Origin of the sequence: Nonomuraea roseola, from assembly GCF_039535395.1 — a bacterium.
In the GTDB taxonomy this organism is placed as follows: domain Bacteria; phylum Actinomycetota; class Actinomycetes; order Streptosporangiales; family Streptosporangiaceae; genus Nonomuraea; species Nonomuraea roseola.
Genome location: NZ_BAAAXC010000015.1, coordinates 2348369 through 2371477, shown reverse-complemented (window position 1 = coordinate 2371477; position 23109 = coordinate 2348369). Strand labels below are relative to the sequence as shown.

The 23109-nt window shown below is 70.1% G+C and carries 25 protein-coding genes and 1 pseudogene; 18 read left to right on the top strand and 8 right to left on the bottom strand.

What is annotated here, in order from left to right:
• Positions 1–61 precede the first annotated feature (61 nt).
• Positions 62–712: a sigma-70 family RNA polymerase sigma factor gene (locus tag ABFX55_RS34400; RefSeq protein ID WP_183652126.1), complete on the bottom strand. Its 651-nt coding sequence runs from the start codon at positions 710–712 to the stop codon at positions 62–64.
• A gap of 180 nt (positions 713–892) precedes the next feature.
• Between ABFX55_RS34400 and ABFX55_RS34395 the strand changes: the two genes are divergently transcribed.
• Positions 893–2527 carry an antibiotic biosynthesis monooxygenase gene (locus tag ABFX55_RS34395; protein ID WP_346126876.1) on the top strand — a complete coding sequence of 545 codons (1635 nt, stop codon included), beginning with the start codon at positions 893–895 and terminating at the stop codon, positions 2525–2527.
• Positions 2528–2548: 21 nt separating this feature from the next.
• On the opposite strand, the gene ABFX55_RS34390 is transcribed toward ABFX55_RS34395, so the two are convergent.
• Positions 2549–2785, bottom strand: coding sequence for a glutaredoxin family protein (locus ABFX55_RS34390; RefSeq protein ID WP_183652120.1), 237 nt, complete (start codon positions 2783–2785; stop codon positions 2549–2551).
• Between the two features lie 103 nt (positions 2786–2888).
• Here ABFX55_RS34390 and ABFX55_RS34385 point away from each other — a divergent pair, with 103 nt between their 5' ends.
• The 7 genes from ABFX55_RS34385 to hemL all read left to right on the top strand — a co-directional run bounded on the left by ABFX55_RS34385 (position 2889) and on the right by hemL (position 10362).
• Positions 2889–3575 carry a redox-sensing transcriptional repressor Rex gene (locus ABFX55_RS34385; RefSeq protein WP_183660269.1) on the top strand — a complete coding sequence of 229 codons (687 nt, stop codon included), beginning with the start codon at positions 2889–2891 and terminating at the stop codon, positions 3573–3575.
• Positions 3572–4828, top strand: a complete 1257-nt coding sequence (locus ABFX55_RS34380) for a glutamyl-tRNA reductase (protein ID WP_346126874.1) — start codon at positions 3572–3574, stop codon at positions 4826–4828. Before ABFX55_RS34385 ends, ABFX55_RS34380 begins: the two co-directional genes overlap by 4 nt.
• Positions 4825–5724, top strand: a complete 900-nt coding sequence (hemC, locus tag ABFX55_RS34375) for a hydroxymethylbilane synthase (protein ID WP_346126872.1) — start codon at positions 4825–4827, stop codon at positions 5722–5724. Before ABFX55_RS34380 ends, hemC begins: the two co-directional genes overlap by 4 nt.
• Positions 5725–5759: 35 nt before the next feature.
• Positions 5760–7265, top strand: coding sequence for a bifunctional uroporphyrinogen-III C-methyltransferase/uroporphyrinogen-III synthase (locus tag ABFX55_RS34370; RefSeq protein ID WP_346126871.1), 1506 nt, complete (start codon positions 5760–5762; stop codon positions 7263–7265).
• A gap of 10 nt (positions 7266–7275) precedes the next feature.
• Positions 7276–8259: a porphobilinogen synthase gene (gene hemB / locus ABFX55_RS34365; protein ID WP_346126869.1), complete on the top strand. Its 984-nt coding sequence runs from the start codon at positions 7276–7278 to the stop codon at positions 8257–8259.
• A 134-nt stretch (positions 8260–8393) separates the two neighbouring features.
• Positions 8394–9020: a bifunctional DNA primase/polymerase gene (locus ABFX55_RS34360; RefSeq protein ID WP_346126867.1), complete on the top strand. Its 627-nt coding sequence runs from the start codon at positions 8394–8396 to the stop codon at positions 9018–9020.
• Positions 9021–9072: 52 nt separating this feature from the next.
• Complete coding sequence (gene hemL, locus ABFX55_RS34355; RefSeq protein WP_346126865.1) at positions 9073–10362, top strand: glutamate-1-semialdehyde 2,1-aminomutase; 1290 nt, start codon at positions 9073–9075, stop codon at positions 10360–10362.
• 41 nt (positions 10363–10403) lie between these two features.
• Here the strand turns inward: hemL and ABFX55_RS34350 are convergent.
• A pseudogene (locus ABFX55_RS34350) lies at positions 10404–11210 on the bottom strand (EamA family transporter); the annotation flags it as partial.
• Positions 11211–11283: 73 nt separating this feature from the next.
• Between ABFX55_RS34350 and ABFX55_RS34345 the strand changes: the two are divergent.
• Positions 11284–12201, top strand: coding sequence for a LysR family transcriptional regulator (locus tag ABFX55_RS34345; RefSeq protein WP_346126863.1), 918 nt, complete (start codon positions 11284–11286; stop codon positions 12199–12201).
• On the opposite strand, the gene ABFX55_RS34340 is transcribed toward ABFX55_RS34345, so the two are convergent.
• On the bottom strand, positions 12194–13036 hold the full coding sequence (locus tag ABFX55_RS34340; protein WP_346126861.1) for an EamA family transporter: 843 nt from the start codon (positions 13034–13036) through the stop codon (positions 12194–12196). The genes ABFX55_RS34345 and ABFX55_RS34340 overlap by 8 nt on opposite strands.
• Positions 13037–13086: 50 nt before the next feature.
• On the opposite strand from ABFX55_RS34340, the gene ABFX55_RS34335 reads away from it, so the two are divergent.
• Genes ABFX55_RS34335 through ccsB form a run of 5 tightly spaced genes read left to right on the top strand, consistent with a single transcriptional unit; the run spans position 13087 to position 17619 of the window.
• Positions 13087–13719: a histidine phosphatase family protein gene (locus ABFX55_RS34335; RefSeq protein ID WP_346126860.1), complete on the top strand. Its 633-nt coding sequence runs from the start codon at positions 13087–13089 to the stop codon at positions 13717–13719.
• 56 nt (positions 13720–13775) lie between these two features.
• On the top strand, positions 13776–14345 hold the full coding sequence (locus tag ABFX55_RS34330) for a TlpA family protein disulfide reductase (RefSeq protein ID WP_346126858.1): 570 nt from the start codon (positions 13776–13778) through the stop codon (positions 14343–14345).
• Entirely contained in the window at positions 14338–15060 is a 723-nt protein-coding gene (locus tag ABFX55_RS34325; protein WP_346126856.1) for a cytochrome c biogenesis CcdA family protein, read from the top strand. Before ABFX55_RS34330 ends, ABFX55_RS34325 begins: the two co-directional genes overlap by 8 nt.
• Entirely contained in the window at positions 15060–16616 is a 1557-nt protein-coding gene (resB, locus tag ABFX55_RS34320) for a cytochrome c biogenesis protein ResB (protein WP_346126855.1), read from the top strand. Before ABFX55_RS34325 ends, resB begins: the two co-directional genes overlap by 1 nt.
• On the top strand, positions 16606–17619 hold the full coding sequence (gene ccsB / locus ABFX55_RS34315) for a c-type cytochrome biogenesis protein CcsB (protein ID WP_346126853.1): 1014 nt from the start codon (positions 16606–16608) through the stop codon (positions 17617–17619). The genes resB and ccsB overlap by 11 nt, the downstream gene beginning before the upstream one ends.
• Positions 17620–17737: 118 nt before the next feature.
• Here ccsB and ABFX55_RS34310 read toward each other — a convergent pair whose 3' ends face one another.
• A complete protein-coding gene (locus ABFX55_RS34310; RefSeq protein WP_346126851.1) occupies positions 17738–18037 on the bottom strand; it encodes a PLDc N-terminal domain-containing protein in 300 nt (99 codons plus the stop codon).
• Positions 18038–18346: 309 nt separating this feature from the next.
• Here ABFX55_RS34310 and ABFX55_RS34305 point away from each other — a divergent pair, with 309 nt between their 5' ends.
• Together ABFX55_RS34305 and ABFX55_RS34300 are read left to right on the top strand one after the other, a co-directional pair.
• Positions 18347–19312 (top strand): hypothetical protein, encoded by a 966-nt coding sequence (locus ABFX55_RS34305; protein WP_346126849.1) that lies wholly within the window; start codon positions 18347–18349, stop codon positions 19310–19312.
• A 10-nt stretch (positions 19313–19322) separates the two neighbouring features.
• The gene (locus ABFX55_RS34300) at positions 19323–19565 is read left to right on the top strand and encodes a hypothetical protein (protein WP_183652078.1); all 243 of its coding nucleotides are present in this window, start codon (positions 19323–19325) and stop codon (positions 19563–19565) included.
• 207 nt (positions 19566–19772) lie between these two features.
• Here the strand turns inward: ABFX55_RS34300 and ABFX55_RS34295 are convergent, their stop codons facing one another.
• Entirely contained in the window at positions 19773–19991 is a 219-nt protein-coding gene (locus tag ABFX55_RS34295) for a BldC family transcriptional regulator (protein ID WP_183652076.1), read from the bottom strand.
• Positions 19992–20247: 256 nt separating this feature from the next.
• On the opposite strand from ABFX55_RS34295, the gene ABFX55_RS34290 reads away from it, so the two are divergent.
• Entirely contained in the window at positions 20248–20466 is a 219-nt protein-coding gene (locus ABFX55_RS34290; RefSeq protein WP_183652073.1) for a DUF4229 domain-containing protein, read from the top strand.
• Here the strand turns inward: ABFX55_RS34290 and ABFX55_RS34285 are convergent.
• Positions 20463–21644 carry a hypothetical protein gene (locus ABFX55_RS34285; RefSeq protein WP_346126847.1) on the bottom strand — a complete coding sequence of 394 codons (1182 nt, stop codon included), beginning with the start codon at positions 21642–21644 and terminating at the stop codon, positions 20463–20465. The genes ABFX55_RS34290 and ABFX55_RS34285 overlap by 4 nt on opposite strands.
• Positions 21645–21721: 77 nt before the next feature.
• Between ABFX55_RS34285 and ABFX55_RS34280 the strand changes: the two genes are divergently transcribed.
• Positions 21722–22441: a demethylmenaquinone methyltransferase gene (locus ABFX55_RS34280; protein ID WP_346126846.1), complete on the top strand. Its 720-nt coding sequence runs from the start codon at positions 21722–21724 to the stop codon at positions 22439–22441.
• Here the strand turns inward: ABFX55_RS34280 and ABFX55_RS34275 are convergent.
• Positions 22423–23025 (bottom strand): hypothetical protein, encoded by a 603-nt coding sequence (locus ABFX55_RS34275; protein ID WP_346126844.1) that lies wholly within the window; start codon positions 23023–23025, stop codon positions 22423–22425. The two genes, ABFX55_RS34280 and ABFX55_RS34275, sit on opposite strands and share 19 nt — an antisense overlap.
• Positions 23026–23109: the final 84 nt, after the last annotated feature.

Genomic DNA, 23109 nt, shown 5'->3' with positions numbered 1-23109 from the left:
TGCCGCCCCCGGATGGTGATCTGTTGGTGATACTTGCCTAACGACCTGCCGCCGGGTGAGGTTACGCCAGATCGGGCTTGAGGGCCCTGGCCAGCGATCGAATCGCACGGAACTGCAGCGCTTTGATCGCTCCACTCTTCTTCCCCATGATCAGTGCGGTCTCCGCGAGTGACAGGCCGTGCAAGAACCTCAGCACCACGCACTCCTGCTGCTCGGGATTGAGATCCCTGACGGCTCGCAGTACGCGGTCGTTGATGATCGCCGTGACGACGGCGTTCTCCGGGATGTGCGCCCCTTCGAGCGGCACGTCCAGCACCTCGGCGGTCGAGACCTCCAGGCGGTACCTGCCTGACTTGAAATGGTCGGCGACCAGGTTCCGCGCGATGGTCACGAGCCACGCGCCGAAGTCACGGCCCTGCCAGGTGAAGTCTCCGATCCGGCGAAGAGCGCGGAGGAAGGTCTCGCTGGTGAGATCCTCGGCGAGAGGATGGGAGCCGACCCTGAAGTAGATGTAGCGGTAGACGAGGTCCAGATAGCGGTCGTAGAGCGTTCCGAAGGCGTCGCTGTCGCCGGCTTTCGCCCGCAGGACCAGCGCGCGCAGCTCACCGCACTCCGCCTCCTGAGCGTCTTCGCGCACGGCAAGCTCGCTCGTCCGTGCTCCTCCAACGGCCGCTGGAGGAAGTAGCCCGGCGAACGACCACGATTCAGGCATCCGGTATCCCTAGGGGTAAGGGGTGCGGCGTGCTCGAACACTCTAGAAATCAACTGGAAATTCCACAATCCACACTGGGCACGGCATGACTACCTGTAACCGGCGGATACCGTGTGGACCAACCAGCTTCCCTCTTCGGCTACCGGTTGGGAGGTGATGTCCGGCAGCATTGGGGGCACCATGGAACTCCTCGTCGCAGTGATCGCGTTCGCCGGCGCTCTGCTCGCAGGGATCGCCGCGTACGCCCTGGTGCGCCGCCTCCAGGAAGAGCGCGAAGGCTGGTTGATCGCCTGGACGGTCGCGGCGGTCGCGCTGTGCGTGTCACTGGCTGTGATCGGCCTGGGCGGCGTCACGTCGTTCGGCGCCCTTACCTTCAGGCTCTACCAGATGTTCGGCGCCCTGCTCGCTCCGCTCTGGCTGGCCATCGGCCTGATCCAGCTGCTCGCCGAGAAGGGCAGGGCGAGCTTCGCCACCTGGCTGCTCGGCAGCGCCGTCACCATCGTCGCCACCTACATCATCATCCTCGACCCGATCCTCGGAGAGGCGAAGTTCGAGCAGGAGACGCTGCCTTCGGCCGGCCACTGGGGCCTGGTGGCGAGCTCCGTCCTGACGGGCGTGCACGCCCTGGTCGGGCTGGCCATGCTGGGCTGCCTGGTCGTGGCGGGCCTGCGCTGGCGCAGCGGCGACGAGTACGACACCGACAACATGCACGCCGCCCTGGTGATCGGGCCCAGCGGCATCGCTCTCGTGGGCGCCGTGCGCTTCAGCGTGCCGGCCGTCTTCACCGTCGCGCTGCTCCTGGTCGCCGCCGCCGCTGTCTGGTACACCGTGCTGCGCCCGCTCGCGCCCTACGACGACGATGAGGACGAGATCGAGGACGAGCAGTGGGACACGCGCCCGTCGGGGCGCAGGGCCGTTCAGGAGCCCGCCCAGGCGCCTGCCCAGGCGCCCGCCGTCCAGCCCCGCAGGTCGGGTCTGGGTGATCTGGTGGCCGAGTACCGAGCCGGCGAGCAGGAGATCGACTACGCCGCCCGCATGTCGCCCCCCTCCGACGCCTTCTCCGCCGGCCCCGCCACCGGCTACGTCATGTCCGCCGACGGCGCCGACGCGCCCCTGCCCCACAACAGCCCGGCCCAGAGCCGGCACGGCGGGCCGCAGAGCAACGGCTTCCACACGGGGGCCCACCAGGCCGTGGGCCCGCAGACAGGCCCCCACGGCGTCCCGCAACCGCAGGCTCCCCAGGTGGCGCCCGAGACCGGCATGTTCGGCGTGCCCGAGGGCCTGGCGACCTCCCACGGCTACGGCAGAGGCCCCAGAGACGCCGCGAGGGAGCCCGAGTACGGCATGCCGGGCACCGGCTCGCTCTACCCCGGCGCGGAGATCTACCCGGGCACCGACAACCGCCCCGGCGCGGAGCACCCCCTCTTCGGCGGCAACACGGGTGCCCAGACCGTGCCCGCCCCCGTCGGCTCCTCCCGCCCCTCGCCGAACATCTACGGCCTGCTGACCGTGTTCACGATCATGGACGGCTCCGGCGACGCCTTCGACAGGCTGGCGGAGGAGACCGTCGACGCCGTACGGCGAGGCGAGCCCGACACGCTGATCTACGCCTGCCACGCGGTGAAGTCGGCCCCGCTGCAGCGCATCGTCTACGAGCTCTACCGCGACGAGGTCGCCTACGTCGACCACCAGCGCCAGCCGCACGTGGAGCGCTTCCTCACCGAACGCCAGTCGATGGTGCTCGCCACCAACGTCATCGAGCTCAACGTCAACGCCGCGAAGGTGGTGCCGCTCCCGACGGCCTTCCAGCTGTGAGCGGGTCCGCCGTACGGAGGGTCAGCCGGTCAGGGCCGCGCGCAGGCGCGCCTCGGAGACCTTCCAGAAGTCGTGCTGCACGCCGTCGACCAGTGTGACGGGAATCATCTCCCAGTACTTCTCGGTCAGTTCGGGCGAGGAGTTGATGTCGATCTCCTCCCACGGCACCCCCAGCTCGCCCGCCACCCTGGAGATGATGGCGCGGGCGTCGTCGCAGAGATGGCAGCCGGGCTTGCCCAGCAATGTGATCTGGTGCATGCCCCCACGATAGCCACGACTTTGTGCGTCGGTTCACAAAGGGATTAGTCTGAAAGACGGCCACAATACCGATCGCGCAAGTTCCAAGGAGCCCCGGCACGTGATGCGTCAGTCCCAACCGCGTGACCGCGGCATCCCTGAGGCGACGGTGGCCAGACTGCCGTTGTACCTGCGGGCGCTCAACGGGATGGCCGAGCGAGGCGTCGCCACGGTGAGCTCAGAGGACCTGGCGACCGCGGCGGGCGTCAACTCCGCCAAGCTCCGCAAGGACCTGTCGCACCTCGGCTCGTACGGCACCCGCGGCGTGGGGTATGACGTGGAGTACCTCGTCTACCAGATCTCCCGCGAGCTCGGCCTGACCCAGGACTGGGCTGTCGCCATCGTCGGAGTCGGTAACCTCGGCCGCGCCCTGGCCAACTACGGCGGCTTCGTCTCCCGCGGGTTCAGGGTCGCCGCGCTGCTCGACGCCGACCCCGAAATCGTGGGCGACGACATAGCGGGGTTGAATGTTGAGCACATCGACGAGCTGGAAGCCGTCATCAAGAGGCGCGGGGTCTCGATCGTCGTGCTGGCCACCCCAGCGGCCGCGGCACAGGAGTTGTGCGACCGGGTGATCGCGGCCGGAGTGACGAGCATCCTGAACTTCGCCCCCGTCGTGCTTTCGGTGCCTGACACTGTCGATGTCCGTAAGGTCGACCTATCGATCGAGCTGCAGATCCTTGCGTTCCACGAGCAGCGCAAAACGGATCGGATGAGTGGGGGGCCACTTATGGCCGTGGACAGCCAGTGAGCGTTCTTGTTATCGGGCTCAGCCACCGGAGCGCTCCGGTGGCTCTGTTGGAGCGCGTGTCGGTCTCCGGGGACGCGCTGGTCAAGCTGCTGCACGACGTGCACACCGAGGTGAACGTCGCCGAGGCCATGGTGGTCTCGACCTGCAACAGGGTCGAGGTCTACACCGCGGTCGACCGCTTCCACCCGGCGCTGACCTCGATCACCAACCTGCTCGCCGTGCACTCGGGCGTGCCGGTGGAGGAGCTGACGCCGCACCTGTACGTGCACTACGAGGACCGCGCGGTCGAGCACATCTTCTCCGTCGCCGCGGGCCTGGAGTCCATGGTCGTCGGTGAGGGCCAGATTCTCGGGCAGACCCGGCAGGCGCTCAGGCTGGCGCAGGAGCACGGCACTGTCGGCGCGACCCTGAACGAGCTGGCCCAGCAGGCGCTGAGGGTCGGCAAGCGCGCCCACGCCGAGACCGGCATCGACCGCGCGGGCGCGTCGCTGGTCACCGCGGGCCTCTCGTTCGCCGGCGAGCTGACCGGCAGGCGGGCGCTGGTGGTGGGCGCGGGCGCGATGAGCGGCCTGGCCGTCGCCACGCTGGCGCGCGCGGGCGTCACCGACGTCGTGGTCGCCAACCGCACCTTCGACAAGGCCGTACGGCTGGCCGAGACCGTCGGCGGCAGGGCGGTCGAGCTGTCCGAGGTCCAGCGGGAGCTGCAGGACGCCGAGCTCGTCATCTCCTGCACGGGCGCGGGCCACCACACGATCACGCCGGAGATGCTGGGCGGCCCCGTCTTCCTGCTCGACCTGGCGCTCCCTCACGACATCGACCCCTCGGTCAGGGAGCTGCCCGGCGTCACCCTCGTCGACCTGGAGACCATCAGGGAGTCGGGCGTGGGGGCGGCCGAGAGCGGCCCCGTGAACGCCGTGAGAGCGCTGGTGGCCGAGGAGCTCGACACGTTCCTTTCGGCCGAGCGCGCGGCGCGTGTCACCCCGACCGTCGTGGCGCTGCGAAGCAAGGCCGCCGAGGTGGTCGAGGCCGAGCTCGGCAGGCTGACGATGCGCCTGCCCGAGCTCGAGGGCAGGGCCCGCGACGAGGTGGAGCAGACCGTGAGGCGTGTGGTGGACAAACTGCTCCACGAGCCGACTGTGCGTGTCAAGCGGCTCGCCACCTCACCGGCGGGCGATCATTATGCGGAAGCGCTGCGTGAGCTGTTCGATCTGGATCCGAAGAAGCCTGAGGCCGTGAGGAGGGTGGACCTGTGAAGCTGGGAACCCGTCGAAGCCTCATGGCGACGACCCAGTCGCAGATGATCGCCGATCTCTACACGGCGAAGACCGGCAGGGAGATCGAGCTGGTCGGCATCACGACGTTCGGCGACGTGACCAAGGCCCAGCTGTCGCAGCTCGGCGGCACGGGCGTGTTCGTCAGCGCGCTGCGCGACAAGCTGGTCGAGGGTGAGATCGACTTCGCCGTCCACTCGCTGAAGGACCTGCCGACCAAGCAGGATCCTCGCTTCACGCTGGCCGCGCTTCCCGAGCGCCACGACGTGCGCGACGCGCTGGTGGGCAGGACGAAGTTCGCCGACCTCGCCCCTGGCGCGAAGGTGGGCACAGGGTCGCCGCGCCGCATCGCGATGCTGCGCGCGCTGCGCCAGGACCTCGACTACGTGCCGATCCGTGGCAACGCCGACACCCGCATCGGCAGGGTCACCTCGGGCGAGCTCGACGCCGTCGTTCTGGCCGCCGCCGGCCTGACCCGCATCGGCAGGCAGGGAGAAATCTCCCAAATCTTCGAAGTCGAAGAGCTGCTGCCCGCACCTGGGCAGGGCGCTTTGGCCGTAGAGTGCCTTTCGACCCGGTCTGACCTGGTCGACTTCCTCAGCGTGCTCGACGACCCGCGGACCCGTTCCGCGGTGACGGCCGAGCGCGCGGTGCTGTCCGCTCTCGAGGCGGGATGCTCGGCCCCGGTCGGCGCCTTCGCCCTCGATGACGGGCACACGCTGAACCTGACCGCAGTGGTCGTCTCGCTCGACGGCCGCGAAGCGGTGCGCAAGTCCGCCGCCGGTTCTCCTTCGGAGGCCATGGAGCTGGGCCGTGATCTCGCGGCCGCCATGATCGCCGAGGGGGCCGACAGATTGATGGGGGAGCAATCCCATTGAGCTCCGATAGTCCAACCTCCGCTTTCGTCGCCTTCGTGGGCGCGGGTCCAGGCGACGCGGGCCTCCTTACGCTGCGCGGCGCCGAGCTGCTGGGCAGGGCCGACGCCGTCGTGCTCGACCAGGAGGCCTTCGAGCCGCTGCTCAAGCACTGCAAGGAGGGCGTCGAGGTCGTCCAGGGCGACTTCGTGAGGCGTGCCAAGGCCGGCCAGCTCGTCGTGCGCCTGTGCGAGGGCGACCCGATGCTGTTCTCCTCGATCACCGAGGAGGTCGCGGCCTGCACCGCCGCGGAGGTGGACTTCGAGATCGTGCCGGGCGTGCCGCCCGCCACGGCCGTGCTCACGTACGCCGGCATCCCTCCCGCCTCCGACGTGCCCGAGTTCAGGATCGTCGACGCCGCGCAGGAGCAGGACTGGGCCTCCCACGCCGCCTGCCCCGGCACGCTGGTCATCTACAACGGCATCGAGCAGGCCGTCGCCATCGGCAAGGCGCTGATCTCGCACGGCAAGCCCGACGCCACGCCCGTCGCCGTCAGCAGCGCGGGCACCACGACCGAGCAGTACACGGTCGCCACCACCCTCGCCAGGCTGCAGCCCGACCTCAAGCACGCGGGGTTCACCGAGCCCGCGCTGATCGTGGTCGGCGAGGCGGTCGGCCTGCGCGACCAGCTGTCGTGGTTCGAGACCAAGCCGCTGTTCGGCTGGCGGGTGCTCGTGCCGCGCACCAAGGAGCAGGCCGCGGGCCTGTCGGAGCAGCTGCGCTCCTACGGCGCGGTGCCCGAGGAGGTCCCGACCATCTCGGTCGAGCCTCCGCGCACTCCCCAGCAGATGGACCGCGCCATCAAGGGCCTGGTCACAGGGCGCTACGAGTGGGTCGCCTTCACCAGCGCCAACGCCGTCAAGGCGGTGCGGGAGAAGTTCGAGGAGTACGGTCTCGACGCCCGCGCCTTCGCGGGGCTGAAGGTCGCGGCCGTGGGCGACGCCACCTCGCAGGCGCTGGTCGAGTTCGGTGTGAAGCCCGACCTGCTTCCCACCGGCGAGCAGTCGTCCGAGGGCCTGGTCGCCGAGTGGCCGCCCTACGACTCGATGCTCGACCCGATCAACAGGGTGCTGCTCCCACGCGCCGACATCTCCACCGACACGCTGGTCGCGGGCCTGACCGAGCTGGGCTGGGAGTGCGACGACGTCACGGCCTACAGGACCGTGCGCGCCGCTCCTCCGCCCGCGCCGATCCGTGAGGCGATCAAGGGCGGCGGCTTCGACGCGGTGCTGTTCACCTCGTCCTCCACGGTCCGCAACCTGGTCGGCATCGCGGGCAAGCCGCACAACGTCACGGTGATCGCGGTCATCGGCCCGCAGACCGCCAAGACGGCCGAGGAGTTCGGGCTGCGCGTCGACGTCATGGCCGACAAACCTTCCGCTTCCGCCTTGGCCGCCGCGCTGGCCGAGTACGGTCGTAAGCAGAGGCAGGCGGCGCTGGAGGCGGGCGACATCCCGCGCAGGCCGTCGCAGAACCGCAGGGGCGCGCGCAGGCGCACCAAGTAGGGGGACCCCCATGACCGCTGAGTTTCCGGCCGCCCGTCCGCGGCGGCTTCGCCGTACGCCCGCCATGCGGCGGATGGTGACGAGCACGCGGCTGCACCCGGCTGAGCTGATCATGCCGGCGTTCGTCAAGGAGGGCATCGCCGAGCCGCAGCAGGTCGGCTCGATGCCGGGTGTCGTCCAGCACACCCGCGACTCGCTGCGCAAGGCCGTCCACGAGGCCGCGGAGGCCGGGGTGGGCGGCGTCATGCTGTTCGGCATCCCCGCGGTCAAGGACTCCCACGGCAGCGCGGCCGACGACCCCGAGGGCATCACCCAGCGGGCGCTGCGCGACGTGGTGGCCGAGGTGGGCGACGCGCTGGTGGTCATGGCGGACACCTGCCTCGACGAGGTCACCGACCACGGGCACTGCGGCATCCTCACCCCCGAAGGGGAGGTCGACAACGACGCCACGCTCGAGCGCTACGTCTCCATGGCCGTCGCGCAGGCCCGCGCGGGCTCCCAGATGGTCTCGCCGAGCGGCATGATGGACGGCCAGGTCGGCGCGATCAGGGCCGGTCTCGACGCGGCCGGCTTCTCACAGGTGCCGATCATGGCCTACGCGGCGAAGTTCACCTCCGCCTTCTACGGGCCCTTCCGCGACGCGGTCGAGACGCCCAAGGACTTCGGCGACCGCAAGGCCTACCAGCAGGATCCCGCGGGCCCCCGCGGCGAGGCCCTGCGCGAGGTACGGCTCGACCTCGCCGAGGGCGCCGACATCGTCATGGTCAAGCCCGCTCTCCTCTGCCTCGACATCCTGCGCGAGGTCCGCGACACGGTCGAGGTGCCGGTCGCCGCCTACCAGATCAGCGGCGAGTACGCGATGATCGAGGCCGCGGCCGCCAACGGCTGGATCGACCGCGACAGGGCGATCATGGAGTCGCTGGTCGCGATCCGACGCGCCGGGGCGGACCTGATTCTCACGTACTGGGCGACGGAAGTGGCCCGCCGAATCTGAGCGTGGGGGGTTTCCCGTCGGGTCATGGGACCTATGCGTTAGAGTGCGAGGACAAGTGCTGGTGTGTCCCTTGTGAAGCCTTGTCTTGTGCCCGGGGACCCTTCTTAGGCACGGGACTCGAACGGGAGACACCAATGGTGGGGGTACCACTCGCTCGGCGTACCAAAAAGAGGACGCGCCCGACGCGCATCGACACCGTCCTGCAGTACGCCGCCCTGGGGTGGGCCAGCGTGCCCGGCGCCCATCCACTGCGCCGAGGGGCACGCGCCTGTTCCTGTGACCGCATCGGCTGTCCCGACCCCGGAGCGCATCCCCTCTCGCCCGCGTGGAGCCTGCAGGCCACGACGGACACCGCCCTGCTCACGCGCTGGTGGCAGCGCGAGCCCGAAGCCAACGTGATTCTCCCCACAGGGCGGGTGTTCGACGTCTTCGACGTACCGCTGACCGCGGGCCTCAGCGCGCTGGCCCGCATGGACGCCGCAGACTTCCCCTCAGGCCCGGTCGCCTCCAACGGTGACCGGGTGCTGTTTTATGTGGCCACCAGAGGCAACCCCGAGGACGAGGACGAGTGGTGGTCCTGCAGCCTCGACGTCGCCCCCACCACGATCGACGACACGCCGGGGCTGCGCTGGCACTGCCGCGACAGCTTCGTCCTGGCGCCGCCGTCCACGCTGCCGACCGGTCAGCCGGTCTCCTGGCTGCGGGCCCCCGACGGCCGCCCGCTGCCCGACCCGCTGCGTCTGCTCGACTGGCTGGTCTGAGCGCGCGCGGCCTCCTGAGGGGGCGCCCCGTGCGGCCCGTAGGCTGGAAGGCGTGAGCCGTACACAGAACTCAGAGGAACTCTTCGAGCGCGCCCGCGCGATCGTCCCCGGCGGTGTCAACTCTCCCGTCAGGGCCTTCGGCGCCGTAGGGGGGACGCCCCGCTTCATGGCCGAGGGCCAGGGCCCCTACATCACCGACGTCGACGGCAACCGCTACGTGGACCTGGTCTGCTCGTGGGGCCCGATGATCCTGGGCCACCGCCACCCCTCCGTCGTGGCGGCCGTGTCCGAGGCGCTGTCCCACGGCCTGTCGTACGGCACCGCCACCCCCGGCGAGGTCGAGCTGGCCGAGGAGATCGTGGCCAGGATCGCCCCCGTGGAGAAGGTGCGCCTGGTCAGCTCGGGCACCGAGGCGACGATGAGCGCCGTACGGCTGGCCCGCGGCTTCACGGGCCGCTCCAAGATCATCAAGTTCGCCGGCTGCTACCACGGCCACGTCGACGCGCTGTTGGCCTCGGCCGGCTCGGGCGTGGTGACCTTCGGGCTGCCGGACACGCCGGGCGTCACGGGAGCGGCCGCCGCCGACACCATCGTCCTGCCGTACAACGACCTGGCGGCGGTGGAGGAGGCCTTCCGCACCGCCGAGGTCGCCTGCGTGATCACCGAGGCGTGCCCCGCCAACATGGGCGTGGTGCCGCCGCTGCCCGGCTTCAACCAGCGGCTGAAGGAGCTGTGCGCGGCCAACGGCGCCCTGCTCATCGTCGACGAGGTGCTGACGGGCTTCAGGGTGTCGGGCGCGGGCTGGTACGGCCTCGACCCCGTGGAGGCCGACCTCATGACGTTCGGCAAGGTCATGGGTGGCGGGCTGCCCGCCGCGGCCTTCGGCGGACGGGCCGACGTGATGGCGAGCCTGGCCCCCGAGGGCCCCGTCTACCAGGCGGGAACGCTGTCGGGCAACCCGCTGGCCACCGCGGCGGGGCTGGCGACGCTGCGCGGTCTCGACCAGGACGCCTACGCCAGGGTCGACGCGGCGGCCTCGGCCGTCTCGGCCGCAGCCTCGCAGGCGCTGGCCGCGGAGGGTGTCCCGCACCGGCTGCAGAGCGCGGGCAGCCTCTTCTCGATCTTCTTCACCGACCGGGAGGTGACCGACTTCGCCGCCGCGCAGACGCAGAACACCAAGGCCTACACCGCCTTCTTCCACGCGATGCTGGACCAGGGCGTCTACCTGCCGCCCTCGGCGTACGAGGCGTGGTTCCTGTCGGCCTCGCACGACGAGGAGGCCGTCGGGCTGATCGTCGAGGCCCTGCCCGCCGCGGCCAAGGCCGCCGCCTCTGCCGCGTAGCCTCGGGCGGCTCGGGGCCTGGTGCCCGCGTAGAGGGCTCCGGCGACGATGAGAACTCCGGCCAGCAGCTTCACCAAGGAGATGCTCTCGCCCGTCACCAGCGCCGCCGACGACAGGCCGAAGACGGGGATGAGCAGCGTGTACGGCGCGACCGTCGACGCGTCGTACCGCTTCAGCAGCCATCCCCACACCCCGAAGCCGCCCAGCGTCGAGATGAACGCCACGTAGACCAGCGAGGCCACCCCCTCCCACGCGAAGGTCAGGTGCGGCACGCCCTCCACTGCCAGTGACAGCAGCAGGAGGGGAGGGGCCGACAGCGCGCTCACCCACACCATGAAGCGCAGCGAGTCGGGCGGCGCGGCCTTGCGCTGGATGACGGTGCCGAGGCCCCAGGAGGCCGCCGCGCCGACGCACAGCAGGAAGGCGCCGACGGGACCGCCCGCGCCGAAGTCGAAGGCCACGATGGCCAGTCCCGCGAAGGCGACGGCGAGCCCCACGATCCTGCGCGTCCCCGGACGCTCACCGAGCACCACCGCCGCGAAGACCACGACGAACAGCGCCTGGGTCTGCAGCACCAGCGAGGAGAGGCCCGGCGGCATGCCTGCGCGCATGCCGACCAGGAGCAAGCCGAACTGTCCCACCCCGACGGCCGCGGCCACGCCGACTATCCACCGCCATGCCACGCCGGGCCGCCCGACGAACAGCAGCGCGGGGAAGGCGGCGAGGGCGAAGCGGAGCGCCGCGTAGAGCAGGGGAGGGAAGTGCTGGAGCCCGATCTCCATGACGACGAAGTTGAACCCCCAGACCGCGGCCAGTCCGATGGCGAGCAGGACGTGCTTGAGACGCATCCGACCATGCTCACCAGACAAGACACTTGAGCACAAGCAATACTTTCTTACGCCAAAGGTTTAGTATGGCTACATGCTCGACCTGAACCGGCTGAAGGCGCTGCACGCCGTCCACGTCTACGGGTCGGTGGGCGCCGCCGCCGACGCGCTCATGGTCACGCCTTCGGCGGTCTCCCAGCAGCTCGCCAAGCTCGAACGCGAGACCGGCGCCACGCTGCTCGAACGCAACGGCAGGGGAGTGAAGCTCACCGACGCGGCGGGCCTGCTCGCCGAGCACGCGGAGAAGATCCTCGCCCTGGTGGAGACCGCCGAGGCCGACTTCGAGGCGCTGCGAGGGGCCGTCGTCGGCAGGCTCAACGTCGGCGCGTTCCCCACCGCCGCCAGGGGGCTGATGCCGCAGGCGCTGACGCTGCTCAAGCAGCGCCACCCCGATCTCGAGGTGCATCTGACCGAGCGGGAGCCAGAGCGCCAGATCAGGGAGGTCTCGCGCGGCGAGCTCGACCTGGTCGTCGTCCAGGACTGGCTCAACAGGCCCATCGCGGTGCCCGAGGGGCTGTCCAGGGCGACGCTGCTCGACGACATCGCCGACGTCGCACTGCCCTCGACGCACCATCTGGCCGGGCGCAAGGAGATCGCGCTGGCCGAGCTGAGCGGCGACAGGTGGGTCAGCTCCTCGCCGGGCACGATCTGCCACGACTGGCTGGTCTTCACCCTGCGCAGCGCCGAGCTGGAGCCGGAGATCACCTGCATGGCCGACGAGTACCCGACCCAGCTCGCGCTGGTCGCGGCGGGGCTGGGCTGCGCGATCGTGCCGAGGCTCGGCAGGGCCTACATCCCCGAGGGCGTGCGGATGGTGCCGATCATGCCGCGACAGACGCGGCGCATCTACGCGCTGTGGCGCACCGACGCCGCCCGCAGGCCGGCCATCCGCGCCGCGGTCGAGGCCCTGGTGCACGGCAGCAAGGAGCTGGAGACGGGCTGGATCAGCTGATCGCGATCGCGACCATCCCGCCGAGGATGACCCCCGCGGCCAGCAGCCTGCGCCGCAGGTCGCCCTCGGCCAGCAACCGCCCTCCCATCACCACCGCGATCAGCACGCTCACCTCCCGCATGGGCGCGACCACGCTCACCGGCGCCAGCCTGAAGGCGAACAGCGCCAGCAGGTACGACAGCGGCACCAGCACGGCCGCCCCGAGCACCCTCGGCCAGTGCTCACGCCACACCTCGGCGACCAGGCGCCGCCTGCCGCCGCCCACGAACGGCGTGATCGCCAGCATCCTGAACATCTCGCCGAGATAGATCAGCGCCATCGGCGCGACCGCGAACTCCTTCACCATCTGGGCGTCCCAGACCGTGTACCCGGCGATGAACAGGCCCGTCATCAGCCCGAACAGCAGCCCCTTGACGTCTCCAGCGCCGCCACCGCTGAGCAGGAACACCCCGATGCCCACCAGCAGGATCCCCGCGACGCCGAGATGCGTGGGGTGCTCGCCGAGGAACAGCACGGCGACGGCGCTGGCCAGCATCGGGCCCGTGCCCCTCGCCACCGGGTAGACCACCGACAGGTCGCCGTGGCGGTAGCCGCGCTGGAGCAGCACGAAGTAGGCCAGGTGCAGCGACGCGCTCACACAGATCAGCGGCACCGCCCGCCACGACGGCATGGCGCCGGAGACCAGAGCCGCGGGCGTCCACAACACGGTCGAGGCGGCGGCGACCAGCCACAGGAACACCACGGCGTCGGCCTTGGCCGCCTGCTTGCTCAACAGGTTCCACCCTGCGTGGGAGACGGCAGCGACCAGGACCAGGGCGAGTGCGAGGGGGTTCACACGTCCACTTTCGCAGGCCGCCCGACCCCAGCGGATAGGGTGGGGCCACCATGGCTGAGACCACCGTCGTTCACCTCCTGCGGCACGGAGAAGTGCACAACCCGAAGGGCATCCTGTACGGCAGGCTGCCCGGATACCACCTGTCCGAGACGGGCCTCCAGATGGCCGAGACGGTCGCCAAGGCCGTGGCCGACCGTGACATCGTCGGCCTCTACAGCTCACCTCTCGAGCGCGCCAAGGAGACCGCCGCGCCGCTGGCCGACAAGCTCGGCCTCGAGGTCGCGATCGACGAGCGGCTGATCGAGGCGGGCAACATCCTGGAGGGCAGGCCCATCGCCCGCCTGGTCAGGAGCCCGCGCAACTACCGACACTTCTGGCATCCGGGGCGGCCGTCGTGGGGCGAGCCGTACACCGAGGTGGTGGCGCGCATGCGGTCCATGGTCGACACCGCCCGCGCGGCGAGCCGAGGGCACGAGGCGGTGCTGGTCAGCCACCAGCTGCCGATCTGGATGATCAGGGTGGCGGCCGAGGGCCGCAGGCTCTGGCACGATCCGCGTCGCCGCCAGTGCGCGCTCGCCAGCCTGACCACCTTCACCTTCGAGGGCGACCGGCTCGTCAGCATCGGCTACAGCGAGCCCGCCGCGGCGCTACTCAAGGGCGGCCCCAGCGTCCCGGGCGCGTGACCCCGCGGGTAGAGTGACAAGCTCTACCGGCTGTAGTACAAGGAGATCCTTCTCCCGTGCGCGCGAAACCACACGCCCTCGCCCTCGTGGCCCTGTTCGCCGTCTCCGGATGCGCGGGTAACGTCGGTGGCCAGCCGCAGGCGGGCGACACCAGGTTCGTCGCGGGCGACGGCAAGGTCACCGTCTTCCCCGCCGCCGACCGCAAGGCCGCGCCGGTGGTCGAGGGCGCGACGCTCGACGGCGCAAGGGCCTCCGTCGCCGCGCACAAGGGCAAGGTCGTCGTCCTCAACTTCTGGGCCTCGTGGTGCGGTCCCTGCAGGGCGGAGGCGCCGGTGCTCAAGGACATCTACGCCAAGACCAAGGCCGGCGGCGTGGAGTTCATCGGCATCGACTTCAAGGACCGCCAGGCCGACGCGCTGGCCTTCGAGCGCACCGAGCAGCCCGGCTACCCCAGCATCTTCGACCAGCCAGGCAAGGTGGCGCTCTCCTTCCAGGGCACGGTGCCGCCCGCCGCGATCCCCTCCACGTTGATCATCGACGAGCAGGGCAGGGTAGCGGCCAGGGCGCTCGGCGCCGTCAAGTACAACGACCTGCTCAAGGCCGTGACCCAGGTGCGCGATGAGTGACGTCGTCGCCTCGGGGTCGTTGCTGCTCGCCGTCCCGATCGCGGTGCTGGCGGGGCTGGTGTCGTTCCTGTCCCCCTGCGTGCTCCCGCTGGTCCCCGGCTACCTGTCGTACGTGACAGGCATGAGCGCCGACCCCAAGCGCGGCAGGCTCGTGCTCGGCACCGGCCTGTTCGTCCTCGGCTTCGCGGTGGTGTTCGTCGCGGGAGGCGCGCTGTTCGGCGGCCTCGGCTCGGCCCTGTACGGCAGCGCCGACCTGATCACCAGGATCGTCGGCGTCCTGACGATCGTCCTCGGCCTGTCCTTCATGGGCGTGATCCCCATGCTCATGCGCGACGTGCGCATCCACAGGGTCCCGAGCGCGGGCCTGGCGGGCGCGCCCCTGCTCGGCGTGGTGTTCGGCCTTGGCTGGACCCCCTGCATCGGCCCCACCCTCGCCGTCGTGCTCTCGCTCGGCTACAACGAGGGCAGCGCCGCCAGGGGCGCCTTCCTCGCCGTCGCCTACGCCGCGGGGCTCGGCCTGCCGTTCGTGATCGCCGCCCTCGCCTACAGCAAGGCGCTGCGCACCTTCCGCGCCATCCGCAAGCATTCGCAGCTCATCACCAGGATCGGCGGCGGCATGCTGGTCGCCGTCGGAGTGCTGCTCGTCACCGGAGTCTGGGGGCAGATCATCGCTGGCATGCAGACGTGGATCGGCGGATTCGAGCCGGTGATCTGATGACGGTCGACGAGCTCCAGAAGGAGACGCCCAAACCCGCGAAGCTCGGCTTCGTGGGGTGGCTGCGCTGGTTCTGGCGCACGCTCACCTCGATGAAGACCGCGCTGGTGCTGCTGTTCCTGTTCGCGCTGGCCTCCATCCCCGGCTCGCTGGTGCCGCAGCGCTCGGTCGAGCCCGACAAGGTCGCGCTGATCTACCAGAACGACCCGGCGCTGGCCGAGTGGTACGACCGCTTCTACCTCTTCGACGTCTTCACCGCCCCCTGGTTCGCGGCCATCTACCTGCTGCTGTTCGTCTCGCTGATCGGCTGCGTCCTCCCTCGTACCGGCACCTACCTGAAGGAGCTGCGCCGCAAGCCGCCCACGGCGCCGAAGAACCTTTCGCGCCTGCCATACCACGCGAGGGCCGAAGGCGAGCTCGACGTGGAGGAGGCGGCCCGCAGGCTGCGCAAGCTGCGCTTCAGGGTGGCCACGGGGCCGGGCTGGGTGTCGGCGGAGAAGGGCTACCTGCGCGAGACCGGCAACCTGCTCTTCCATGTGGCGCTGCTCGGGCTGCTGGTGGCGGTCGGGATGGGCTCCCTGTTCGGCTACCGCGGCAACGTGCTGGTCGTCGAGGGCGACGGGTTCGCCAACACCGTCGCCGCCTACGACCGCTACATGCCCGGCAGCAGGGTCTCGGCCGAGTCGCTCGAGCCGTTCTCCTTCACGCTGAAGGACTTCCAGGCCAGCTACCAGCTCGGCGGGGACAAGCGGGGCCAGGAGCTCGACTACACCGCCAAGCTCTCGGTCAACGACTCGCCCCAGTCGCCCGCCCGCGACTACGACCTCAAGGTCAACGAGCCGCTGGAGATCGACGGCACCCAGACCTACCTGATCGGCCACGGCTACGCGCCGGTGTTCAGGGTGACCGACGGCAAGGGGCAGATCGCCTTCGACGGCCCCGTGCCGTGCCTCATCGAGAGCAAGCCGACGCTCACCTCCGGCTGCGTCGTCAAGGTGCCCGACGCCCAGCCCGAGCAGCTGGGCTTCCTGCTGCAGTTCCTGCCGACCAGCGTGCAGCTCACCGACGGCAGCCACGTCTCGGCCTTCCCCGGCCAGCTGAACCCGCAGGCGAAGATCGTCGGGGCCTTCTCCGGCGATCTCGGGGTGCGCTCGGGCAAGCCGCAGTCGGTCTACCAGCTGGCGCCCGACGACGTCATGAAGAAGCTGAAGCCCCTGGCCATGGGGTCGAAGGCGCCGCCGCCCCTGGCGGTCGGGCAGTCCTTCGACCTGCCGGAGAAGCTGGGGAAGATCGAGTTCACCGGTGTGAAGGAGTGGATGACGCTCCAGATCGCTCACGACCCTGGACGCATGCCGGCACTGCTGGCCTCTGCGCTCGCGACCGTCGCCCTGGTGATGTCGCTCATGATCCGCCGCCGCCGCGTGTTCGTCCGGATCACGGACGGCGCGGTCGACGTGGGCGGTCTGACGCGCACCGAGGGGTCGGGCACGGGCTTCGGCGAAGAGTTCGCCGACATCGTCAAGGCCCTATCCGCAGGAGAGAAGGATGTCCGCTGAGCAACTCGCAGGACTGAGCGACGACCTCGTCCTCGGAGCCGTCCTGCTGTACCTGGCCGCGATGATCGGGTTCGCGCTGGAGCTGGCCTTCGGCCGCGCCCGCACGAACACCGGCGCCACCGCGCTCACCGTCACCGAGCCGGGCGTCAAGGAGAGCGTCGCCGCAGGCTCCTCCATGGCCGCGGGCTCCTCCGCGGCCGCCCGCCCGTCAGGGGGGAGCGGCGAAGGGGCCGAGGCGGGGGCCACTGCGGTCGTCAGCCCGCCGGAGCCGCCGTCGTGGGCCCCGAGGGCCGGCACGGCCGGCCTCGTGTTCGGCTGGGTGGGCCTGGCGGCCAACCTCGGCTCCGTCGTCACCCGCGGGCTGGCCGTCGGCCGCTGGCCGTGGGGCAACATGTACGAGTTCGTGGTGGCCATCTGCCTCGCGGCGGTGGCGGCCTTCCTCGTCACGCAGCTGCGCAGCAACGTCCGCTTCCTCGGCGCCTTCGTCATGGTGACGGCCGCGCTCGGTCTCGGCTTCGCCGTCATCTGGCTCCACGTGCAGGCAGGGCCCGTCGTGCCCGCGCTGAACTCGTACTGGATCGCCATCCACGTCTCGGCCGCCGTCATCGCCAGCGGCCTGTTCACGGTGGCGGGCGTCTCCGGCATCCTCTACCTGGTCCGCCGCGAGGGCTTCTCGCGCCTGCCCACCAGGACCGACCTGGAGAGGGTCGCCCACAGGGCGATCGTGCTCGCCTTCCCCGTGTGGACCTTCGCCGTCATCGCCGGCGCCCTGTGGGCCGACAAGGCGTGGGGCCGCTACTGGGGCTGGGACCCCAAGGAGATCTGGGCGTTCATCACCTGGATCGTCTACGCCGGCTACCTGCACGCCCGCGCCACGGCGGGATGGAAGGGCCGCGCCGCGACCATCGTCCAGCTGGTGGCCTTCGCCTGCCTGCTGTTCAACCTGGTGGGCGTCAACATCTTCCTCGGCGGCCTGCACAGCTACGCCGACGTCGGCGGCTGAGCGGCCGCTCTCTCCACCGAGTACGGCAGGCGGTGACCGGGGCCACCCCGGTCACCGCCTGCCGTCCGTCCTCCACGCGTGCTCCAGCGGGACTTCGCGCCCCGCCGTCACGTGGAGGCTAGTCGTCGTCGCGCATGCGCCGATCGAGGTCGCGCAGGAAGTCGGGGTCGTCGTCGGGGCCGCGGGGCGGCTCGGCCACGTCCATGATCGAACGGCCGGGCATGCGCAGCGGACGGGAGCTCAAAGGACGGCCGAGCAGTAGCCAGAAGACGCTGCCGACCAGGGGCACGAGGACGATGACGAGGACCCAGAGAATCTTCGGCAGGTTCCTGGTCTCCTTCTCCGGGGTCGTGATGACGTCGAACAAGGAGTAGAGCCAGAAGGCCAGCACCGCCAGGCCGAGAAGCACGCTAGGCATGCCCGCACTGTAGGCCATGGAACGTGTGATCGTGTCGCCGAGCTGCCCCATTTCGGATGACTCGGGAAGATCGACGTCGTACGGTGGAGTCTGGTTCCCGGCAGTTCGATCAAGGAGTCGCCGGCCGGCGACCGCGGGTCTCGGGCGCGGCGGGCTCCAGGGTCGTGGAGAGGTGCGATGGCCTTTTCTGACGATGGGCGGTCAGGCGACAGGGGCCGTCATCGGCGGGGGAGTCGTTGGTGGCGGCGGGGTTCCTACCTCTCCTCCCGCCGTTCCGACGCGCCGCGCGAGTCGTTCTGGGCCGGAGACATGCCCGAGCGCGACGACGAGCAGCCGGGCTCCCTGTGGGGGCTGTTCGGCGGCCGTCAGGACAGGAACCGCGACAAGCGCGGCCGGCGGCGAGCGCAGGACCGGCCGGACGCCGAGCGGGAGAGCGTCCAGGGGCGGCCGCGGGAGGAGCCGAGGCGTTCGTGGACGGCGGGCACGCAGGGGCAGCCCGCGGGCGGCGCATGGGACAGGGGCCCGAGCGGCAGCCACGACGCTCCTCCCAAGGAGGAGAAGAGCTCGCGCTACGCGGCCTCGGTCATCGACAGGCCGCAGTACACCTGGCAGGACTTCGAGCGGATCGACGCGCGCCCCAGGGCGCAGCCCAACAGGCCCGACACGCCCGCCCAGGGCGACGGCCTGGCCCACTGCGGGCGGCTCGAGGGCATCCTGCACCGGCAATGGGACGCGAGGCAGGGACCGCCCTCCGCCGACGCCGTGCGAGCCGTGGAGAGCCTGGCCAGGCTCCCTGAGCGGCTCAAGGAGCTGCTCGCCGAGGGGCTCGAGGGCATCTACGTCGGCGAGGGCGGCGTGCCCGACCTCGACGACATGGGCTACCTGAGGGGCGCGCCCCTGCCCTCGGGACGGGCCTCCTGGGACATCTGCGCGGGCGCGTACGGCGACCGCAAGATCGTCGTGGGTGACCGTCCCTCGCCCACGCCCGACGTGATGATGCACGAGGTGGGTCACGCGATCGACGACGTCGACTCCCCTCACGGGGATTGGGTGTCGGACTCGCCGGAGTTCATGGCACTCTACGAGCAGGCCCAACCCCTGCTGGCCTCCTCCTTCCACCGCCAGGGCGACGGACTGGGCCGCAAGGAGTTCTTCGCGGACGCCTTCGCGGCGATCGCATCGCGCCAGCGTCCCGCCCTGGTCGACATGCTGGGCGGTGACACGCGGATGGCGCTCGATGTCATGTTGTTCTTCAACCGGCGCTACGGAATCTAGGTGATCAGCCATGTACGTGATCCGGCTCGCTGACGGGACTCTGCGCGTCCCGCAGAGCCTGACCAGCGAAGACGGGCGGCTCATCGGCAACGCGTACGTCGAGGTGGAGCCCGGCGATCCGGACTACGAGCGGTGGCTGCCCGAGGCGCTGACCGAGGAGGAACTGGCCGAGCGGAGGCGGCGCTGGGAGGAGGAGAACGACGAGCTGGAGCGGGCGTTCCTCGCGTTCAAGTCACAGCAGGAAGAGACCTGAACCCTCATCGAGGGAGGCGGGGCATGGCGGCTCGTCGTGCTGACCATGCGACGTGGCGGCGGCCGGCCGGAGTCCGCTGGAGCGGCGTGGGGGACGGGCCTCGGCCACGGACGGCGGGTGGGCCTGGGCGCGCCTGCCGTACGCGCTGATCATCCGCACCGGTGACCCTGCGGGTTGTGACTAGCAGGATCACCGGCTGACGGAACGTCAGACGCGCGGGGACTCACCAGGCCGGTCGGCCGTAAGGACGTCCTCGCCACGCAGAAGGGCGTGTACTTCCGATTCGCGGAAGCGACGGTGCCCTCCGGGGGTACGGATGCTACTGATGCGGCCTGCCGCGGCCCAGCGCGTCACCGTCTTTGGGTCTACCCGGAAGAGGGCGGCTACCTCTCCCGGCGTCAGCAGACGCTCGCTGCTACTCTCCACCAATCTCTCCCCCTCGCATCCCGCTTCCTGCCAGCGGGCGGACAGGTACCCAGTGTGTCGAGCGAACCCTGATTTATCCGTGCTTTTCTACAAAGATCACGGGTTGTTATCAGCTGACTGCCCGATTGTTATATGATAGAGCCTCTTTGGGGCTCTCGTGGGTGTTTCTTTACGAAAGCGCCTAACTGGGAACAGTAGCAGCGCTCGCGCCCGGTGCGTAGAGCGACCGCCCGAAGGGCCGAGTAACCTCGACGTTGTGCGTCCTGTACTCGTTTACACCGCGTCGCGGATCGGGCTGTTTCTCGTGACCCTGGGTGTGCTCTACCTGCTGAACCTTCGCGACCCGCTGCTGCTGATCGCGGTGGCGTTCGTGATCAGCGGGATTGCCAGCTACGTCCTGCTGTCCAAGCAGCGTGACGCCGTGAGCGCACGCATCAGTGACAAGGTCGACCGGCCGAAGCCGGAGGACGACTAGGGCAGGGGGAACATGCCAATCCGGGCATGGTACTCCCGTCCGAGTCGCGTTGTGTCACTACCAACGAGTAGTCCGCCCGCGTGCGCCAGAAATGCCTTGACTCCGATGCCACGCTCACGTCCCGGATTCCAGCTGAGCGCCTTTCCCGTGACGGGATGAATGGCGGCGATCCCCTCACGTGGCACCGCGCCGGGGCCGGCGGAGTCGCGCCCGCTCGGATTGTCCATCCAGCGCTGGTGTCCGCCCACGTAGACGGCTGACCCCGTCACTGACACCGAGTAGAGCGAATCGCCACCCGTGTGGTTGACCCAGGTGGGCCTGACGCGCTCGCCACGGGCGTAGGTCTCGAACCTGGCCGCGGTGTCGCAGAGCTTCCTCCTGCCGCCGGGCCCGCCCGTCGTGACGACGGCGAAGTAGCTGCCGTCGGGGGCGAAGTCGAGCCCGCGCACGTAGGAGGGGAAGACGTCCATGCAGTCGGCGGCGTAGGCGTCGGTGCGCCAGTCGGCGACCTTCGCGCTCACCCCCCCGACGTCGACCAGGCCGAGCTGCGGCCTCGACAGCCCGTTCAGCGTCGTGAAGGTGCCGTCGACGGCCAGGCGGTCGCGGCTCACCGCGAGCGCGTGGACCTTCACCCTCGGGGTGCGCGGGTGGCCCGGCGTGATCGCGAAGCTGGAGTCGGCCACACCTGTCGTGGCGCTGAGCCTGGCCAGCGCGAGCCGCGGTCGGGTGAAGTCGCCGCCCACGTAGAGCTTCGACCCCTTCCTGGCGAGCGTGGAGACCGTGCCGCCGCTCACCCTGGGATCGAAGCTCCGTACGGCGGAGCCGTCGGAGAGGCGCAGCCGTACGAGCCCCGCGCCGCCGACGTAGACGGTGCCGCCCGCGCCCTCGGCCAGCGCGTTGACGGGCGAGGACATCACGGGGGCGAAGTGCGGGAGGATCTCGCCGGTGCGCAGGTCGTAGGCGAAGAGATTGGCACGGTCCAGCGTCGTGGAGCCGCGCGCGTCGCTCACCTCGCTGAAGGAGCCGCCGACGACGACCGTGTCGCCGACCAGCGCGATGGCGTTGACGATGCCGTCGAGCACGTGGGGTGTGGTGTCGACGGGGTTGGCCGACACCACGCGTGCGTGCGCGATGGGGGAGACGGCGACGAGCGCCGCGAGGGTGGTCCGGGCAAGCATTCGCCAAGTCTTAGCAGACTGTGAGTAATCGAGCGACTACTTCCGGTTTATTGCCGCTAAAGCCCTAGGCTTGTCCCATGACCCGCGCACAGTTGGACAAGCAGCCGCATGAGGTCGCCGCGATGTTCGATCGCACGGCCCGGCGATACGACCTCGTGAACGACGTCATCTCGCTCGGCCAGGTGCGACTGTGGCGCAAGGCAGTCGCCGAGGCCGTCGACGCGGGTCCCGGCGAGATCGTGCTCGACCTCGGAGCGGGCACCGGCACCTCCACCGACGCCTTCACCAGGCTGGGCGCTCGCGCGATCGCCTCCGACTTCTCCATCGGCATGCTGAGCACCGGTGTCAGGCGCAGGGGGCGCAACGCGCTCACCGGCCCCGGCCTGCCGTTCATCGCGGGTGACGCGCTGAACCTGCCGTTCGCCGACAACGCCTTCGAAGCCGTGACGATCTCGGTGGCGCTGCGCAACGTGCACGACACCGAGCAGGCCCTGCGCGAGATGCTGCGCGTCACCAAGCCGGGCGGCAAGCTGGTGATCCTCGAGTTCTCCCACGTGACGGTCAAGTCGTTCGACCTGGTCTACCGCGAGTACCTGATGAAGATGCTGCCCAAGGTGGCCAAGGTCTTCGGCTCCAACGACGACTCCTACGAGTACCTCGCCGAGTCCATCAGAGACTGGCACGACCAGCCGGCCCTGGCCAGGATCATCCAGAGGGCCGGCTGGGAGCGGGTGGCGTGGCGCAACCTCAACCTGGGCATCGTCGCCCTGCACAGGGGCTACAAGCCCCAGGGTTGAACCACTTCCATCGTCACCAGGCCGCCGTTGGCAGGGTGCTGATAGAAGACGACCGCCTGCGCCAGACAGGCGGTCCTGATCTCGGCCGCGTAGTCCTCGAGCAGTTCGAGGCTGAGCCCCGAACGCAGCCCGAGGAGCAACAGCACGCTGGCGCCCTCCACGCTCATCCTGAGCACGAGCGGGAGGCGGCCTCTCGTCGTCCGCATCGAGGTTCTTCTGGCCAGCCCCTGGAAGCGGTGGCGCACGATCACCGAGACGGCGTAGCCGACGATCTCCCGTCTGGCCTGTGGCGTGCCCGCGCACGCGAGGGCGACGCCGACCAGCGCCATCCCCGCGGTGACCGCGTTCGTCCACACCGCCACCTGCGCGGTGGCCATCGCGGTCAGCCCGAAGGCCGCCACCTCCGACCGCCACCTGAACAGCGCTCCGAGGAAGGCCGGCAGGTCCCGTGCCTGCGGTATGTGCGGGTGGTTTCGCGGGTGCCCCTCACCGGGCGGCCCGCCTGCTGTTAAGTGGTGGTCCGAAGAGCTCCAGAGGAGGAAGCTCCCCTTGCGCGACACGCGCCTGGGGGTGACTCTGGTCATGTCTCAAGGCTCCGATGTCCTGTCGTAGGTGCGCGGGTGCTGCGGGACCTTACGGGCGGATGGGTCGCGACCATCCGCCCGCGT

What these genes read in the sequence shown, in the direction of transcription:
- ABFX55_RS34400 (WP_183652126.1), bottom strand. Translation starts at nt 712, where the DNA reads ATGCCTGAATCGTGGTCGTTCGCCGGGCTACTTCCTCCAGCGGCCGTT.
- ABFX55_RS34395 (WP_346126876.1), top strand. Translation starts at nt 893, where the DNA reads ATGGAACTCCTCGTCGCAGTGATCGCGTTCGCCGGCGCTCTGCTCGCA.
- ABFX55_RS34390 (WP_183652120.1), bottom strand. Translation starts at nt 2,785, where the DNA reads ATGCACCAGATCACATTGCTGGGCAAGCCCGGCTGCCATCTCTGCGAC.
- ABFX55_RS34385 (WP_183660269.1), top strand. Translation starts at nt 2,889, where the DNA reads ATGCGTCAGTCCCAACCGCGTGACCGCGGCATCCCTGAGGCGACGGTG.
- hemB (WP_346126869.1), top strand. Translation starts at nt 7,276, where the DNA reads ATGACCGCTGAGTTTCCGGCCGCCCGTCCGCGGCGGCTTCGCCGTACG.
- ABFX55_RS34360 (WP_346126867.1), top strand. Translation starts at nt 8,394, where the DNA reads ATGGTGGGGGTACCACTCGCTCGGCGTACCAAAAAGAGGACGCGCCCG.
- ABFX55_RS34345 (WP_346126863.1), top strand. Translation starts at nt 11,284, where the DNA reads ATGCTCGACCTGAACCGGCTGAAGGCGCTGCACGCCGTCCACGTCTAC.
- ABFX55_RS34335 (WP_346126860.1), top strand. Translation starts at nt 13,087, where the DNA reads ATGGCTGAGACCACCGTCGTTCACCTCCTGCGGCACGGAGAAGTGCAC.
- ABFX55_RS34325 (WP_346126856.1), top strand. Translation starts at nt 14,338, where the DNA reads ATGAGTGACGTCGTCGCCTCGGGGTCGTTGCTGCTCGCCGTCCCGATC.
- resB (WP_346126855.1), top strand. Translation starts at nt 15,060, where the DNA reads ATGACGGTCGACGAGCTCCAGAAGGAGACGCCCAAACCCGCGAAGCTC.
- ccsB (WP_346126853.1), top strand. Translation starts at nt 16,606, where the DNA reads ATGTCCGCTGAGCAACTCGCAGGACTGAGCGACGACCTCGTCCTCGGA.
- ABFX55_RS34310 (WP_346126851.1), bottom strand. Translation starts at nt 18,037, where the DNA reads ATGCCTAGCGTGCTTCTCGGCCTGGCGGTGCTGGCCTTCTGGCTCTAC.
- ABFX55_RS34305 (WP_346126849.1), top strand. Translation starts at nt 18,347, where the DNA reads ATGCCCGAGCGCGACGACGAGCAGCCGGGCTCCCTGTGGGGGCTGTTC.
- ABFX55_RS34300 (WP_183652078.1), top strand. Translation starts at nt 19,323, where the DNA reads ATGTACGTGATCCGGCTCGCTGACGGGACTCTGCGCGTCCCGCAGAGC.
- ABFX55_RS34285 (WP_346126847.1), bottom strand. Translation starts at nt 21,644, where the DNA reads ATGCTTGCCCGGACCACCCTCGCGGCGCTCGTCGCCGTCTCCCCCATC.
- ABFX55_RS34280 (WP_346126846.1), top strand. Translation starts at nt 21,722, where the DNA reads ATGACCCGCGCACAGTTGGACAAGCAGCCGCATGAGGTCGCCGCGATG.
- ABFX55_RS34275 (WP_346126844.1), bottom strand. Translation starts at nt 23,025, where the DNA reads ATGACCAGAGTCACCCCCAGGCGCGTGTCGCGCAAGGGGAGCTTCCTC.